The organism is Pseudomonas sp. SCA2728.1_7, assembly GCF_018138145.1.
In the GTDB taxonomy this organism is placed as follows: Bacteria; Pseudomonadota; Gammaproteobacteria; order Pseudomonadales; family Pseudomonadaceae; genus Aquipseudomonas; species Aquipseudomonas koreensis_A.
On record NZ_CP073104.1, the window covers coordinates 6,486,045 to 6,500,718 of the forward strand.

General features: G+C 61.4%; 14 protein-coding genes. 9 read left to right on the plus strand and 5 right to left on the minus strand.

Annotation, left to right across the window (positions count from 1 at the left end):
- Positions 1 to 75: 75 nt before the first annotated feature.
- Positions 76 to 1,185: a 2-aminoethylphosphonate--pyruvate transaminase gene (locus KBP52_RS29005; protein ID WP_077573677.1), complete on the minus strand. Its 1,110-nt coding sequence runs from the start codon at positions 1,183 to 1,185 to the stop codon at positions 76 to 78.
- Positions 1,186 to 1,297: 112 nt separating this feature from the next.
- On the opposite strand from KBP52_RS29005, the gene KBP52_RS29010 reads away from it, so the two are divergent.
- The gene (locus KBP52_RS29010) at positions 1,298 to 2,158 is read left to right on the plus strand and encodes a LysR substrate-binding domain-containing protein (protein WP_116030190.1); all 861 of its coding nucleotides are present in this window, start codon (positions 1,298 to 1,300) and stop codon (positions 2,156 to 2,158) included.
- Between the two features lie 97 nt (positions 2,159 to 2,255).
- Here KBP52_RS29010 and KBP52_RS29015 read toward each other — a convergent pair whose 3' ends face one another.
- Positions 2,256 to 3,128: a LysR family transcriptional regulator gene (locus KBP52_RS29015; RefSeq protein WP_102901641.1), complete on the minus strand. Its 873-nt coding sequence runs from the start codon at positions 3,126 to 3,128 to the stop codon at positions 2,256 to 2,258.
- Between the two features lie 281 nt (positions 3,129 to 3,409).
- On the opposite strand from KBP52_RS29015, the gene KBP52_RS29020 reads away from it, so the two are divergent.
- Both KBP52_RS29020 and KBP52_RS29025 read left to right on the plus strand, forming a co-directional pair.
- Entirely contained in the window at positions 3,410 to 4,735 is a 1,326-nt protein-coding gene (locus tag KBP52_RS29020) for an MFS transporter (RefSeq protein WP_077573674.1), read from the plus strand.
- 72 nt (positions 4,736 to 4,807) lie between these two features.
- The gene (locus KBP52_RS29025) at positions 4,808 to 6,199 is read left to right on the plus strand and encodes an FAD-dependent oxidoreductase (RefSeq protein ID WP_212621516.1); all 1,392 of its coding nucleotides are present in this window, start codon (positions 4,808 to 4,810) and stop codon (positions 6,197 to 6,199) included.
- Between the two features lie 26 nt (positions 6,200 to 6,225).
- Here KBP52_RS29025 and tssI read toward each other — a convergent pair whose 3' ends face one another.
- Positions 6,226 to 7,623, minus strand: a complete 1,398-nt coding sequence (tssI, locus tag KBP52_RS29030) for a type VI secretion system tip protein TssI/VgrG (RefSeq protein ID WP_212621517.1) — start codon at positions 7,621 to 7,623, stop codon at positions 6,226 to 6,228.
- Between the two features lie 221 nt (positions 7,624 to 7,844).
- Between tssI and KBP52_RS29035 the strand changes: the two genes are divergently transcribed.
- Entirely contained in the window at positions 7,845 to 8,549 is a 705-nt protein-coding gene (locus KBP52_RS29035; protein WP_077573671.1) for a YebC/PmpR family DNA-binding transcriptional regulator, read from the plus strand.
- Between the two features lie 112 nt (positions 8,550 to 8,661).
- On the opposite strand, the gene KBP52_RS29040 is transcribed toward KBP52_RS29035, so the two are convergent.
- Both KBP52_RS29040 and zapE read right to left on the minus strand, forming a co-directional pair.
- Positions 8,662 to 9,975 (minus strand): leucine-rich repeat-containing protein kinase family protein, encoded by a 1,314-nt coding sequence (locus KBP52_RS29040; RefSeq protein WP_212621518.1) that lies wholly within the window; start codon positions 9,973 to 9,975, stop codon positions 8,662 to 8,664.
- 214 nt (positions 9,976 to 10,189) lie between these two features.
- The gene (zapE, locus tag KBP52_RS29045) at positions 10,190 to 11,320 is read right to left on the minus strand and encodes a cell division protein ZapE (RefSeq protein WP_212621519.1); all 1,131 of its coding nucleotides are present in this window, start codon (positions 11,318 to 11,320) and stop codon (positions 10,190 to 10,192) included.
- A 287-nt stretch (positions 11,321 to 11,607) separates the two neighbouring features.
- Here zapE and KBP52_RS29050 point away from each other — a divergent pair, with 287 nt between their 5' ends.
- From KBP52_RS29050 to KBP52_RS29070, 5 genes are all read left to right on the plus strand, one after another.
- Positions 11,608 to 12,129 carry a spore coat U domain-containing protein gene (locus KBP52_RS29050; protein WP_116030185.1) on the plus strand — a complete coding sequence of 174 codons (522 nt, stop codon included), beginning with the start codon at positions 11,608 to 11,610 and terminating at the stop codon, positions 12,127 to 12,129.
- Positions 12,130 to 12,228: 99 nt separating this feature from the next.
- Complete coding sequence (locus tag KBP52_RS29055; RefSeq protein ID WP_116030184.1) at positions 12,229 to 12,762, plus strand: spore coat U domain-containing protein; 534 nt, start codon at positions 12,229 to 12,231, stop codon at positions 12,760 to 12,762.
- Between the two features lie 20 nt (positions 12,763 to 12,782).
- Entirely contained in the window at positions 12,783 to 13,319 is a 537-nt protein-coding gene (locus tag KBP52_RS29060; protein WP_064389251.1) for a spore coat U domain-containing protein, read from the plus strand.
- A gap of 4 nt (positions 13,320 to 13,323) precedes the next feature.
- A complete protein-coding gene (locus KBP52_RS29065; protein ID WP_134178274.1) occupies positions 13,324 to 13,824 on the plus strand; it encodes a spore coat U domain-containing protein in 501 nt (166 codons plus the stop codon).
- A gap of 33 nt (positions 13,825 to 13,857) precedes the next feature.
- Positions 13,858 to 14,646, plus strand: a complete 789-nt coding sequence (locus tag KBP52_RS29070; RefSeq protein ID WP_212621520.1) for a molecular chaperone — start codon at positions 13,858 to 13,860, stop codon at positions 14,644 to 14,646.
- Positions 14,647 to 14,674 lie beyond the last annotated feature (28 nt).

A 14,674-nucleotide genomic window follows, 5' to 3' on the forward strand; every position in this document is an offset into this window, starting at 1 on the left:
ATCATTCAACATCTTCGTCGACTGACACGGCCTCATCGCGAGCAGGCTCACTCCTACAGGGGATTTGTGTGGGGTTTAGATTTCGAGGACTTCCATCTCACGCAGCACTTCGCCGACCGCCGCGACGGCCTGGCGCATTTCGTCCGGGCTGACGTGGCCGATGCAGCCGACGCGGAAGGTTTCGACCTGGGTCAATTTGCCGGGATAGAGGATGTAACCCTTGGCCTTGACCCGTTCGTAGAAATCCTTGAACTGATAACGCGGATCTTGCGGCGCATGGAACGTGGCAATGATCGGCGCCTGAATTGCCGCTGGCAGGAAGCTGCGCAAACCGAGCTTGCCCATTTCGTCCATCAGCGCCTCGCAATTGGCCGCGTAACGCGCATGTCGCGCCGGCAGGCCACCTTCTTCGTTGTATTGCAGCAGCGCTTCGTGCAGTGCCGCGACCACGTGGGTCGGCGGGGTGAAGCGCCATTGCCCGGTTTTCATCATGTAGGTGTGCTGGTCAAACAGGTCCATCGCCAGCGAGTGCGAATTACCGGCGGCTGCGGCCAGTGATTCCTTGCGGGCGAAGACGAAGCCCATTCCCGGTACGCCTTCCAGGCATTTGCCGGACGCGGCGATCAGCGCATCGAACGGCACTTGTTGCGCATCCACCGGCAATGCGCCGAAGGAACTCATGGCATCGATAATCAGGCGTTTACCGTGTTGCTCGACGACCTGGGCAATCTCCGCCAGCGGATTGAGAATCCCGGTGCTGGTTTCGCAGTGAATCAGCGCGACGTGGGTGATGTCGCTGTCGGCGCGCAACAAACGATCGACGTCGGCGGCTGTCGTCGGTTCGTCTTCAGCGGTTTCGAAGGTGCTGAACGAGCGGCCGAGCACTTCGCAAATCTTCGCCAGACGCTTGCCGTACGCGCCGTTGATCAGCACCAGCACTTTGCCGTCACGCGGCACCAAAGTGCCGATGGCCGCTTCGACGGCGAAGGTACCGCTGCCCTGCAATGGCACGCAGTGGTGAGTGGCGGCGCCGTTGAGGATCGCCAGCAGTTGTTCGCACAGACTGGCGGTCAGTTGGTTGAAGCGGTCATCCCATGACCCCCAGTCGACCATCATCGCCTGGCGGGTGCGGGCCGAAGTGGTCAACGGGCCGGGAGTGAGCAGGATGGGTTCGGCGATACTCATTCGTGTGTCCTCGGATAGCGCTGTGGGATGAAGCTACGGGACATACGTTGCAATTCGCCGTTGTATCAATCAAATTGTTTGTTGTTATGCCAGCCATCAGTGAGAGTTATCCATGAACCTGTTCCAGCTCCGCGCGTTCGACGCCGTGGCCCGTGAAGGCAGCTTCACCCGCGCCGCCGCGCGCTTGTTCATCAGCCAGCCGGCAGTTACCGGGCATATCAAGGCGTTGGAGGAGCACTACCAGATCACTCTGTTGCGGCGCACCGCGCGACGGGTCGAACTGACCGAGGAGGGCACCAAACTCGCGGCGATCACCCGCGCGATGTTTGGTCTGGCGGAAGAGGCGCAGACAATGCTCGAGGCCAACCGGCAATTACTCACCGGACGGCTGGAAGTGGCGGCGGACGGGCCGCACATGGTCATGCCGATGTTGGCCAGCCTGCGTGCACGCTATCCGGGAATCACGGTGAATCTGCGCTTGGGCAATGCTCAGGAAACTCTCGCGGCGTTGCTGTCGGAACACGCCGATGTGGCGGTGTTGACCGAAGTGGAGCCGCGCAAAGGCCTGCATTTGCAAGCGTTGAGCGAATCAAGAATTTGCGCGTTGGTGCCGGCGGGGCACCCATGGGCGGTGCGTGCCGGGGAAGTGAAACTCAAGGAACTGGATCAGGTGATCATGGTGCTGCGTGAGCCGAGTTCGATCACCCGGCGTACGTTTGATCAGGCGTGCGCGCAGGCGTCGATCCATCCGCGCGTGCTGCTGGAACTCGATAGCCGTGAGGCGGTGACCGAAGCCGTCGCGGCCGAGTTGGGTGTTGGTGTGGTGTCATCGGTTGAGGTCAGCCATGACCCGCGCGTGGTGGCGATTCCGATTGTCGGGGCAGGGTTGGTCAATCGGCACATGATCGGCTGCATGGAACGGCGACGAGAGTTGCGCTTGATTCAGGCATTCTTCGGTCTTGCGCCAGTCTGATACACCGTGGCGCTCCCTTCGCGAGCAGGCTCGCTCCCACAGGGGATATGCATTCCAAATGTGGGAGCGAGCCTGCTCGCGAAGGGGCCATCACGGTTCACACAAGACTCTGGCGAACCATATCGAGGAAGGTCGCCACCACCCGTCGATTGCTTTGCTCACGCAAACACACCAGCGTCTCCGTCAGCCGTCGTGTGCAGTCGACAATCGGCAACGCACACACCCGCGAATCCGCACCAAACTCCGCCGCCGAAACAACGCCGACACCAATCCCGACCACCACCGCCTCGCGTGCCGCTTCCCGTCCTTCCACTTGAATCGCCGGGCGAATGCGAAATCCGGCCCGGGCCATTTCCTCTTCCAGCGTCTGCCTTGTCACCGATCCGTGTTCACGCAGCACCAGCGGCGTGTCATCCAGGTCTTCCAGGCAAATCGATTCACGCTCGGCCCACGGGTGATTGCGCGAAACGAACGCCACCATCGGATCGTTACGCAATGGAACACACAGCAAGCGCTCATCGCTGACATCGCGCCCGAGCAACGCCAGATCGGCCTGATAGTTGAACAGACGAAACAGTGATTCATCGGTGTTGCCGGTCTCGATCTTCACGCTGATCCCCGGATAACGCTCACAGAACCGCGCGATCTGCGGCAGCACGTGCACCGGCGCATCCACCGCGAGAATCAGGCTGCCGGTCTGCAAGGCCTGAGATTCCTGCAGCAACTCCTGCGCTTCGGCTTCAATCACAAACAGGCGCTGGGTGATCGCCAGCAAGCGCTCGCCCAAGTCGGTCAGGCGTACGGAACGTTTATTGCGGTGAAATAGCAACACGCCGAAACGCTCTTCGAGTTTGCGCACTTGGTCGGATATCGCCGGTTGCGTGAGAAAAAGGCGCTCGGCGGCTTTGGTGAAGCTTCCATGCACGGCCACGGCGTGGAAGGCTTTGAGTTGGGCGTGGGACACCGACATGAAGTCACCTGATCGTTAAGTCAGTAACAAGCTGAGCTTATGTGTGAAATACGATAAATCGATTTTATTTATTAAACAGTAATTGCTTTGATCGACTCACGCCATCGCTGACTGCCCGCTCGGGCAGCACGGTGGCCATGAGCCTGAGCGTGCAACAACAGGACTCATCTGACCGGTATCGCCGTAGGGACGGGGTGATATCGCAGTGCTCAACAATAAAAACACAGGCGTTTTGCTTAACGATTCTGCCGGCACACTCACACCCTGAGGTCAGAACCACCATGAATAAGCACATCGGCACCATTGCGCGTTGGCGCGTGCAGATTTTCGCGATTACCTGGCTGGCGTACGCCGCTTTCTACTTCACCCGCAAAGCCTTTTCGGTGGCCAAACTGGGCATCGCCGAAGACCCGACCTTCATGCTCGACAAGATGGCCATGGCCAACCTCGATGCCATTTATCTGGCGGCTTATGCCCTCGGCCAGTTCACCTGGGGCATGCTCGCCGACCGCTTTGGCCCACGGGTCGTGGTGCTCGGTGGGTTGCTGATTTCCGCCGCAGCGGCGCTGGTGATGGGCAGTTACGCCACGTTGCCGATCTTCGCCACCTGCATGTTGATTCAGGGCTTGGCGCAGTCCACCGGCTGGTCGGGATTGTGCAAAAACCTCGGCAGTTTCTTCCCGTCCCAGCAGCGCGGGCGGGTGCTCGGCCTATGGAGTTCCTGCTACGCCTTTGGTGGTCTGGTGGCGTCGCCATTTGCCGGCTGGTGGGCGTATACCTTGATGGGCACCTGGCACGCGGCGTTCATTTCCAGTGCGGTGGTGGTTGCCGTGGTCGCGGTGTTGTTCTTTATCTTCCAGCGCAACAAACCGGAAGACGTCGGCTTGCCGGCGGTCGAGCCGGAACCTGAATTGACGGCGGAAGAAACCGAAGCCAACAGCAAGCTGAGTGTCTGGGAGCCGTTGAAGGAAATCCTGCGTAACCGCACGGTGCTGGTGCTGGGCCTGGCGTATTTCATGTTGAAACCGGCGCGTTACGCGATTCTGTTGTGGGGGCCGGTGATTGTTTTTGAGCAGATGCCGAGTGTCGGCAAGGTCGGCGCGGCGATCATTCCCACCTCGTTCGAACTGGCCGGGTTGCTCGGGCCGATCCTGATTGGCCTGGCCTCGGACAAACTCTTCGGCGCCCGGCGCATGCCGGCCTGCGTGTTGAGCCTGTTGGCGCTGACCGTGACGCTGGCGCTGTTCATGGGCGCGCTGCACACCGGCAGTGTCTTGCTGGTGGTCGCGTTGCTGTTCGTCATGGGCCTGACCCTGTACGGCCCGGACTCAATGATCAGCGGTGCCGCCGCGATCGACTTCGGCAAAGCCAAGGCTGGCGCCACAGCGGCCGGTTTCGTCAACGGCTGCGGCTCGGTCGGCGCGGTGCTCGGTGGTTTGCTGCCGGGTTACTTCGACTCGGTGACGGTGTTTATCGTCTTCGCCGGTTGTGCGCTGTTCTCGGCGCTGGTGCTGATTCCGCACTGGAACAGCCGCCCGGTCGGGGTGATGGAACCGCGTGCCTCGATCCCCAATTGCCCGCTGACGATCAAACCCCTGCGTTCCTGAAACCCTTTGCCTCGCGGCCTGCTGCGACGCTCGTGGCAGGCTGTGTCGCGGCCATCTGACTGGAGAAACCCCATGAGACCGTTTTGGCTGGAGCAGGCCTTGCAGGCCGATACGTCTGAACCCTGCGCGCCGTTGCAGGGCGAGGTCCGCAGCGATGTGTGCATTGTTGGCGGCGGTTACACCGGGTTGTGGACGGCAATCATGCTCAAGCAGCAGAACCCCGAACTCGATGTGTTGCTGATCGAAGCGGACATCTGCGGCGCCGGCGCCAGTGGGCGCAATGGCGGATGTGCGCTGTCGTGGTCGGCAAAATATTTCACCCTTGAACGTCTGTTTGGCGTCGAGGAAGCGGTACGTCTGGTCAAGGAATCGGAGCGCAGCATCCATGCGATCGGTGAGTTCTGCGAGCAGTACGGCGTCGATGCCGATTATCGCCTCGACGGCACGCTGTACACCGCGACCAACCGCGCACAAGTCGGCTCGACCGATGCGGTGATCGTCGCACTGGAGCGCAACGGCATCAACTCGTTCACCCAGCGCCCGCTGGCCGATGTGCAGCGCATGGCCGGTTCGAGCAAGCATCTGGAAGGCTGGTTCTCGCCGGCAGCGGCGAGTGTGCAGCCGGGCAAACTGGTGCGTGGCTTGCGTCGGGTAGCGTTGCAGTTGGGTGTGAAGATTCACGAAAACACGGCAATGACCGGGCTGGAAGAAGGACGCCCGGCACGCTTGCAGACGCCGAATGGCACGGTGATCGCCGATCGCGTGGTGCTGGCAATGAACGCATGGATGGCCCGTGCTTTTCCGCAGTTCGAACGCAGCGTGGCGATTGTCTCCAGCGACATGCTGATCACCGAACCGCGCCCGGAGCTGTTGCAGGAGATCGGTTTGACCAGCGGGGTCACCGTGCTCGATTCGCGGATTTTCGTGCACTACTACCACAACACCCCGGACGGCCGGATCATGCTCGGCAAGGGCGGCAACACCTTCGCGTTTGGCGGGCGGATGCTGCCGGTGTTCGATCAGCCATCGCCTTATGCCGGCCTGCTGAAAAACAGTCTTGCGGACTTCTTTCCGGCGTTTGCCGATGTGAAAGTCGATGCCACCTGGAACGGCCCCTCCGATCGCTCGGTCACTGGCTTGCCGTTCTTTGGCCAGATGAGCAGCGCCGGCAATGTGTTTTACGGTTTCGGCTATTCGGGCAGCGGCGTCGGCCCGTGCCACATGGGCGGGCAGATTCTCGCTTCACTGGTGCAAGGCCTGGACAACCCGTGGACGCGCTCGCCGCTGGTCAACGGGCCGCTGGGTTATTTCCCGCCGGAGCCGATCCGCTACCTCGGTTCACTGATGGTGCGCAACGCTATCCGCCGCAAGGAGCGCGCCGAGGATCATGGGCGACGACCTCGGCATCTCGACGTGCGCCTGGCCAAATTCGCCGCCGCGGCAGGTAAGGCCGACAAAGCCTGAGCGCTTTTTGCTGATGTACAAAGGGATCAGCGGGCGTCGCTGTTGAGCAGCCAGTCGAGCAACAAGCTGCTATCGCGTGCAGGCGGTGGTTCGCGAGGCGTGGGGTTGCGCGAGTTGCCCAGACACAGGATCGGTCGATCCGGGTCGCTGTCGAGGAAACTCACCCACACTTCGCTGCCGGCGCAGGGCAGTTCATCCAGTGCGATTCGACCATTGGCTCGCGTCATGGCGATGGGTAACCAGATCGCGTCGTCATCAAGTGTTTGCGAGTGTTCCGAAGGCCACAGCCTGACGGCGACTCGACCCTGCTCATCGAGTTGTGCCGGTTGCCCGGCAGGCCCGAACACCTGCGCCAGGTGATATCCGGCAATGCCGGGGCGGGTTTGTCTAAGCGCGGGACGAAAATCGGTTGACCAGGGCTGGGCAGTGAAATCGTTGTGGTAGCGGTGCAGGGCAGGGTTCGGGTCAAGAATCGACGGATGCTCGCCGTGATGGCGGATCGACGTGAGCCGCCATTGTTCGTTGAAGTGGCTGATCGGATGCGCCGACACTTGCAGCAGATGGCCACTGAGCAAACCGACCCGATCACTGCGGCCATTGATCGTGCGGTGCTGGCAGCGTTGCCGTTCCAAATGCCGACGGCTGCGTTGTTCGTGGTGACGTTGCTCGAGAGAAGGTATTGGCGGCAGGGGATTTACCGTGATGTGGTTGGCGGCATCGACGCTGATCGCCTGTTGCCCTCGATTACGCACGGCATGCAGCGTGGCGATGGGGGCTGCGTGGTGATGCTGGTACAGCGCACTGACGCTGGGTGAGGGCGTTTGTTCGCCGGCCTTGAACGCAAGCAGCACCGGCACTTGTGGCAGGCTCAGGCTGTCATCGGCAAACACGACAACGTGGCCGTCCATTCGGTGTTCGAAGTGATAGTGGATGCCTTCCTCCTCGCAAAGCCTGTGCAGCAGCGCCAGATCACTTTCTTCGTACTGAATGCAAAACGGCCGGATCGGGTATTGCCCGACGCTCATTTCAATCCGGTAGCTATCAACGGGCAGGGCATTTCCCTTGAGCAATTGCTGGAGAATCTGCGGCACGCTCCGTTGCACGAAGACCCGCCGTTTGCTCGGCTGGGCCAACTGTTGCAGGCGCGGCACGACAGTCAGTCGATAGCCGATCCGATGCGTGCCGCGATGTTCGCAACGGGCACTGTCGATCATGCCGTGCACCCCATGCTGGTCATCCAGGCGCAGGTAGGCTGGTTGGTGCAGGAAGGTGCCCGGCGCCACGGCGGGGGCCAGACCGATCAGTTCGATGTCGAAACGGAAGGGCTGGTTGAGCGCTTCCTCACCGTGGAAACGCACCACCGGCAGGCACAGGCCGCTGTCGGTCAGGGTCAGGGTAAAAGGACTTTCCTTGTCATTGAGCATTCGAACAGGCTCTGTCAGGCAATACGGGCCTGAGAGGGTACGAAACCACAGCGCTGAATGGTCATGTCAAAGGTGTTTTTCAGAATCCCCCTACAAGCACTGGTGAAAATGTCGATTCTGCATTGTGTTTTTTTGGTCGATTGCCGACTTTAGGCCGTATAAACTTGGCGCCACGCGTCGGCCAATAGATGTCTCGGCGCCACAGATCAAGAGAGTGAGTAATGGGCGCACAGTGGAAGGTTAAACACAAAGAAGCGGCAGCCAACGCCAAGGGCAAGATCTTCGGCAAACTGGTGAAGGAAATCACCATCGCTGCCCGCAACGGTGCCGATACCACCACCAACGCACACCTGCGTCTGGTGGTCGAACAGGCCAAGAAAGCCTCGATGCCAAAAGAAACCCTGGATCGCGCGATCAAGAAAGGCGCCGGTCTGCTGGGTGAAACCGTGCAATACCATCGCGTGACCTACGAAGGGTTCGCCCCGCACCAGGTGCCGCTGATCGTCGAGTGCGTGACCGACAACATCAACCGTACCGTCGCCGAAATCCGCGTGGCGTTCCGTAAAGGCCAACTGGGTGCCTCCGGCTCCGTGGCTTGGGACTTCAACCACGTCGGCATGATCGAAGCTTCGCCGGACACCCCGGACGCCGATGCGGAAATGGCCGCCATCGAAGCCGGTGCTCAGGATTTCGAGCCGGGCGAAGACGGCGCAACGCTGTTCCTGACTGACCCTACCGATCTGGATGCGGTGCAGAAAGCGCTGCCAGAGCAAGGTTTCACCGTGTTGTCGGCCAAGCTCGGCTACCAGCCGAAAAACCCGGTCAGCGGTTTGAGCGACGAGCAAATGGCTGAGGTTGAAGCGTTCCTCGAAGGCCTCGATAACCATGATGACGTGCAAGACATGTTTGTCGGCCTGGCGGGCTGATCGACCGCGTCAGTGATGGCCTCATCGCTAGCAGGCTAGCTCCCACAGGGGATTTGTGAACGCCACAGATCCAGTGTGGGAGTGAGCCTGCTCGCGATTGACCGCGCAGCGGTCACAGATTCTCAAGCTGCCGCATGACCTCAGCAAACCCCGGCCGCGCCAGCACCTCCGCCTGACAGCAACGCCGCTCCAGCTCCTCAAGCACCGCACGCCGCTCATCACTCAACCCCGAGTCGATGCGCGCCAGCAATTCCCCCAACAAAATCCCGAACGCACGCACTTCGATGCGTTGCAACGCGCGCGTTTGCGCCGTGTCGGCAATAGCGTGGAACGACGCCCCGCCAAAATCCCCGAGCAGGCAATCGCCGCGCGCGTTCAACAAAATGTTGTGCCCGTAGAGATCGCCGTGGGTGATGCCTTGCTGATGCAGATGCTCCGCTGCGGAGGCGATGCCTCTGGCAATGTTCAGCGCCACCTCGGCAGTGAACCGGCAATCATCGGCGTACACATCGCGTGAGCAGGACGCCAGGCTTGGCAGGTCGGCGAGGTTATGGAAGGACGGATCGATCAGTTGCATCACCAGTCCCTGTTGGCCGTCGGGATGGCCACTGATGCGCCCCTCGATGCGGATCAGATTGGGATGCAGGCCGGCGGTGATACAGGCATTCATTTCGTGCAGCGGCGAGCCATCGCTGGTCATTTCACCTTTGTACAACTTCACCGCAACCGACGTCACTGAGCCATCGTCGCGTTGCCAGCTCGCCCGGGAAATCACTCCCGAGGCACCTTCACCCAACCGCTGTTCCAGACGCAGTGCCGACCAAAGGATTTGCGGCGTCGCCTCCAGCGCGGCGGCGTCTGCCTCGGTTTCCAGCGGGTTACCGGCGTAGGCCAGCCAGGTCAGGCTCGGCAGCGCGAGCAGCCATTGCGGCAGTTCGGTCAGGCGGTTGGCGGAAATGCGCAGCAACTCAAGCCGATGGCAGTTGCTCAGTGAAGGCGGCAGCGCTTGCAGACGATTGCCGGACAGCATGAGCTTTTGCAGGGCCGGGCGCTCACCGAGTTCGCTCGGCAGGCTTTCGATGCAGTTGTCGGTCAGGATAAGCCAGCGCAGTTGTGGCGGCAGGGCTTGAGCGGGGACGTTGACGATGCGATTGGCTCTGAAGCCGACCATCGTCAGCGCCGCGCATTGGCCGAGACAGGCCGGCAGTTCGGTGAATGGGTTGTCGGAGCAGAACAGCACGCGCAGACGCGTCAGACGATGCAGGTCATCCGGCAGGCTGCTCAGGGCATTGCCGCTGAGATTGAGAATTTCCAGAGTGTCGGCCAGCTCGAAAATCTCGACCGGGAACTCGGTCAGTCCGCAAGACAGATCCAGCCGCGTGATGCCCGACAACTCGCCGGCGCGCAATTGAGCAAGGGTGTGCATGTTGGGGTTCGCTAATGATCAGTGGAGCGACGCTGAGGCGCTGGGAATGGGCGACATGATAACGGCAATACCCGGATTTGAAATTGGGTAGGTGGCGAAACTTCAGCTGCCTTTTGTGGGAGCGAGCCTGCTCGCGAAGGCGGAGTGTCAGCCGCTGATATGTGACTGACACCGCGCCTTCGCGAGCAGGCTCGCTCCCACAGGGTCAGTGTGCTCAGTCGTCGTTGTGCATCTCTTGCAACTGCCCCAACCGACTGCGCGTGCGCGCCAGGTCAATGGCGTGGCCGTCGAGGCTTTCGCGCAAGGGCAGGCGACCCAGCAACGTCAGGTGCTTGTCCTGGTCATACAGCACGTCGATCAGGTTGATGAAGCGTTGTTGTGCGGCGATCGGGCATTCTCCCAGTTCCGGGAGATCATCAATGATCCAGCGGTCGAAACGTCGACACAGCTCCAGGTAATCCATGACCGCCGTCGGCTGTTCACACAGATCGTTGAAGGTAAAACCGACACTTCGCTCTTTACACCAGCGAGCCCGAATCTGCCGGGTGCCGACGGTTAGCGCAACGGCTGGCGCATCTGCAGGTGGCAGCTGCAGAGCGGCGCGTTGCGCTGGCGTGGCTGGCCACACGTAATGGCCCTGAGTGAATAACTGCTGCGCAGAGTGGCGCGTGTGACTGCGGTAATCGTGCGGCCCGCCGACTTCCATTACCTGCATGTGCGTATTGATCAGTTCGATCACCGGTTTGAAGCGGGCGTGATAGAGCGGATTGGGCAGCAGGCCATCCGGCGCATAGTTGGAAGTCACCAGCAGCAGAATTCGCCGTTTGAACAATGCTTTGAACAGCCGGGTGATGAGCATGGCATCGCCGATGTCATGCACATGAAACTCGTCGAAACACAGCACCCGACAATCCTCCAGCAATTCGTCGAGGGTCACTTCGAGGGCATCGTCCTGCTCGCGATGGCTGAACATGCCCTGATGCAATTGCGCGAAAAACTGATGGAAATGCAGGCGCCGTTTCTGCGTGATCGGCAAGGCCTGAAAGAAACCATCGAGCAACCAGCTCTTGCCGCGTCCGACGGCGCCGAACAGATACAGGCTTGGCGCAGTTCGGCCGCTTGCGCCCAACAACAGGCTGGCCTGCTGCGCCATGCACTCGATGACGCGCTGCTGGCTGTGGCTGAGGGTGTAACCCTGCACACTGGCCTTGTGCCGGAAGTAATCATGGATCGACTGGGCACTGGCGTCATGCCCGACACTGGCCGGCAAACCCTTGCCCAACCAACGGCGCAACGCCGGCCAGCGCTGGATCAGTCGCGATCGTTTCGGCAGGTGGGCAGGCACTGTGGGCGTCTCCGTGATCGTCAAAACCGGCTCCCGGGAGCGCGGCGACACAGTGTAACCAGACGCCGACCTGGCCAGCCACCACGACGGATCGACAGTGGGCGGTTATTGAACAAATTTGTGCCGCGCGTACAGCTATTTTTAGCGACATGGCTCGACCGGTTGCCAACCTTTCGAAACATATCCCGGGCGATCCCTGGATCCAATCGACTGGCGGAATCGTCGACCGTTGCTAACCTCAATCACAGAAACGACGTCGCAAGTGATCACTGACAAGGAACGGCGCAGTGAATGTACAAGTGGTCATGGGCCTGCTGGGGGTACTCGTTGTGCCTGCTCATGCGGCAGATCTTCAAGTCGAAGTGCGCGTTGACGTGCAGCGCGGCTGCCAGTTGATCGGCCAACAGCGTGGCGCCGGCATTGAGCAACTGGGTGTGCTCGACTTCGGCAGCACCGCGCGCCTTGACGACCCGACCGGGCCATTGGGCGCGGCGTTGACCAATCAGCGCCTGCCACGGCTGGAGTGCAACCCGGACACGCCGTACCAGATGCGCGTCGATGGCGGCTTGCATGGCGGTGTCGGTGAGGTCCGCTACATGGCCGGTTCGGTCGGCAGCAAACCTATTCCGTATCGCTTGTATCAGGATGCGGCGCGCCGGGTACCGCTGGTGGTGGACGTACCGGTCAGCGGACGGGTGCCGGACAGCGGCACGGTGGAATTACCGTTGTACGCGCGCATCGAACGCTTGGCTGAAGTGCCGCGAGTCAGCCGTTATTCGGATCTGGTCAAGGTGACGGTCACCTGGTGATCGCGGTTTCAAGACACCCGGTGGACGCGGGTGTGCAAGGAAGGCGTTCCATGATGAACGCGGTGAATGAGTCAGCGTAAGGGAGCAGGGACGGGCGCAATGACAGGCAAACACTGGATGGTGGTAGCGGCAGGTACGCTGGCATTGCTCGCAGACGAGGCGCAAGCGGCGGTCAGCGGGCAGATCAATGCGCGGCTGATCCTGATTGCCGGCTGCGAAGTTACCAATACCAGCACGCCCGAGAGCCCGGTCAGCGATTTCGGCACCCTCGATTTCGGCCTTCAGGGGCCCACCTGGAACGCGCCGATCAAGGCCAGTCTGGATGGCGACAGCAGTGGCAAACTCAACGTTGCCTGCAATCCTTCGGTCACCGGCTTCACTGTCACCATCGATGGCGGCAGCCACGGTGACGGCAACACCCGGCGCCTGAGCAACGGCCGCCAGACCCTTCCCTATGAGCTGTTCGTCGATCCCTCCGGCGCCCGGAGCTACAGCATCGGCCAGCAACACAATTTCGCTGTCACCAGCGCTGCGCAGATACCCATTCCGGTATTTGGCTCGGTGGTGGCGAATACCCGCGCGGTACCGGCAGGTGTCTATACCGACACGCTGACGGTGACGCTCGACTGGTAACCCCGGAGAGGACGGACACCATGCGTATGTTTGCATCAAGGATAGGTTTGTCATTGCTTGGCCTGGCGCTGGTTTCCAGTGCCAACGCCGCCACCACGGTCACCGGCCAGATCACCTCCAGCCTGATTCTGATCAGCAGTTGTCAGGTCAACGGCGCTGGCGGTTCCACCGGGCTGAACTTCGGTGCGTTGAACTTCGGCACCGCCAACAGCCTGTTCACCACCGCCACCGGACAAGTGTTGGGCGGTGGTGGCGGGGCGCTTTCGATTCTCTGCTCCAGCGGCACCACGCCGACGGTCAAGGTGCGCGCCGGCTCCCATGACGGCATGTCGCCGGGCGGCACGCGAGCGTTGTACGACGGTGTGGCCAATTACGTGCCGTACGACTTGTACACCGATGCCGGGCACTCGCAACTGCTGGCGATCGACGGGACGATCAACCTCGCCGCCAGCACCGGGGTCGCGCAGACGGTGAACATTTACGGTCAGGCGGTGGGCAAGGCCGGTTTGCCGGCGGGGACGTACACCGACACCGTCGCTGTTGAACTGACGTTCTGATGCCATGCGCCGCCATGGCTGTGCCGCGCTGCTCCTGTTCTGTGCCGGCAGTGCACCGCTGCCGCTGACCGCAGCGACGAGCCAGAGCTTTCAGGTCAGTGCCACGGTCACTGCCGGGTGTCTGGTGGTGGGCGGGGTATCGAACTATGGCGGGCTGAATTTCGGCTCGCGTTCGGCATTGGCCACCGGCACCGTGCAGGTTGCGCTGACCGGCGGGGTGCAATTGCAATGCACGCCGGGGGTGACGCTGAACATGAGCGTCGATGGCGGCCAGTACAACAGCAGCGGTCGGCACATGCAGGTCAACAGCGGCAGCGCGCGGGTGGCGTATGCACTGTTTCGCGATGCGGCGTACAGCCAGAGCCTGGGCATTGGCCAGAGTGTGGCGGTGGCTTACAGCGACGCGAACAACATCAGCCTGCCGATTTACGGTCAGGTGCAATTGCCGGGCAATCAGCCTGGGGGGACGTACAGCGACGTGTTGCAGGTGCAACTGTCGTGGTGAGGCGAAGTTGAATGGCCGACAAGGAGCAGTTTTATGGGGGCAGTGACGTCACGGCATTCTTTCGTGCGCTGTGTGATGTGGACGATGTTCATGCTTGGGGCAAGCCAGGCACACGCGGCGAGTTCGGTGCTGATCTGGCCGATCGATCCGGTGCTGGAGGCTGATCAACAGGCCAGTGCGCTGTGGCTGGAAAACCGCGGCAGCGAAACCGCCAATCTGCAGATCCGCGTGTTCGGCTGGAGCCAGAGTGGTTTCGCCGAGCAATACCAGAACCAGCGCGACGTGATCGGCAGCCCACCGGTGGCGAAGATCGAACCGGGGCAGAAACAACTGGTGCGCCTGACCCGAACCAAGGACGTACCGCCGGGCCAGGAGCTGGCCTACCGGATCATCATCGACGAAATTCCCTCCGCGCAACCTGCAACCGCTGACGGAGGCAAAACCGCCGCAGCGATCCGCTTCCAGATGCGTTATTCGGTGCCGCTGTTTGCCTATGGCGCCGGGTTGTGGAGCAAAGAGGACAGCACCCGTGCGCGTGATCCCAAGGGCGTTGGCCTGCCGCAGTTGAGCTGGCGCACGGTAGCCGTGGATGGCAAGCCTTATGTCGAAGTGCGCAATCAGGGCGCGGTGCATGCGCGGTTGACCGACGTGGCAATCAAACAGGCCGGGCAGAGCAAGCCATTGGCCGAAGGGTTGCTCGGTTACGTGCTGCCGGGCGCGGTGATGCGCTGGCCGGCACCGGGGCCGTTGGCCGGTGATTCGGCGTTGCAGGTACGAGTAAATGGCGCGGCACAGGTGCAGAGCATCACGCCCGCCAAGTAAGTGAGTCGTAGCGCGGGCATCTGGCGTC

What these genes read in the sequence shown, in the direction of transcription:
- tssI (WP_212621517.1), bottom strand. Translation starts at nt 7,623, where the DNA reads ATGCTCAATGACAAGGAAAGTCCTTTTACCCTGACCCTGACCGACAGC.
- KBP52_RS29060 (WP_064389251.1), top strand. Translation starts at nt 12,783, where the DNA reads ATGCGTATGTTTGCATCAAGGATAGGTTTGTCATTGCTTGGCCTGGCG.
- KBP52_RS29070 (WP_212621520.1), top strand. Translation starts at nt 13,858, where the DNA reads ATGGGGGCAGTGACGTCACGGCATTCTTTCGTGCGCTGTGTGATGTGG.
- KBP52_RS29065 (WP_134178274.1), top strand. Translation starts at nt 13,324, where the DNA reads ATGCGCCGCCATGGCTGTGCCGCGCTGCTCCTGTTCTGTGCCGGCAGT.
- KBP52_RS29025 (WP_212621516.1), top strand. Translation starts at nt 4,808, where the DNA reads ATGAGACCGTTTTGGCTGGAGCAGGCCTTGCAGGCCGATACGTCTGAA.
- KBP52_RS29005 (WP_077573677.1), bottom strand. Translation starts at nt 1,185, where the DNA reads ATGAGTATCGCCGAACCCATCCTGCTCACTCCCGGCCCGTTGACCACT.
- KBP52_RS29035 (WP_077573671.1), top strand. Translation starts at nt 7,845, where the DNA reads ATGGGCGCACAGTGGAAGGTTAAACACAAAGAAGCGGCAGCCAACGCC.
- KBP52_RS29040 (WP_212621518.1), bottom strand. Translation starts at nt 9,975, where the DNA reads ATGCACACCCTTGCTCAATTGCGCGCCGGCGAGTTGTCGGGCATCACG.
- KBP52_RS29020 (WP_077573674.1), top strand. Translation starts at nt 3,410, where the DNA reads ATGAATAAGCACATCGGCACCATTGCGCGTTGGCGCGTGCAGATTTTC.
- KBP52_RS29015 (WP_102901641.1), bottom strand. Translation starts at nt 3,128, where the DNA reads ATGTCGGTGTCCCACGCCCAACTCAAAGCCTTCCACGCCGTGGCCGTG.
- KBP52_RS29055 (WP_116030184.1), top strand. Translation starts at nt 12,229, where the DNA reads ATGACAGGCAAACACTGGATGGTGGTAGCGGCAGGTACGCTGGCATTG.
- KBP52_RS29010 (WP_116030190.1), top strand. Translation starts at nt 1,298, where the DNA reads ATGAACCTGTTCCAGCTCCGCGCGTTCGACGCCGTGGCCCGTGAAGGC.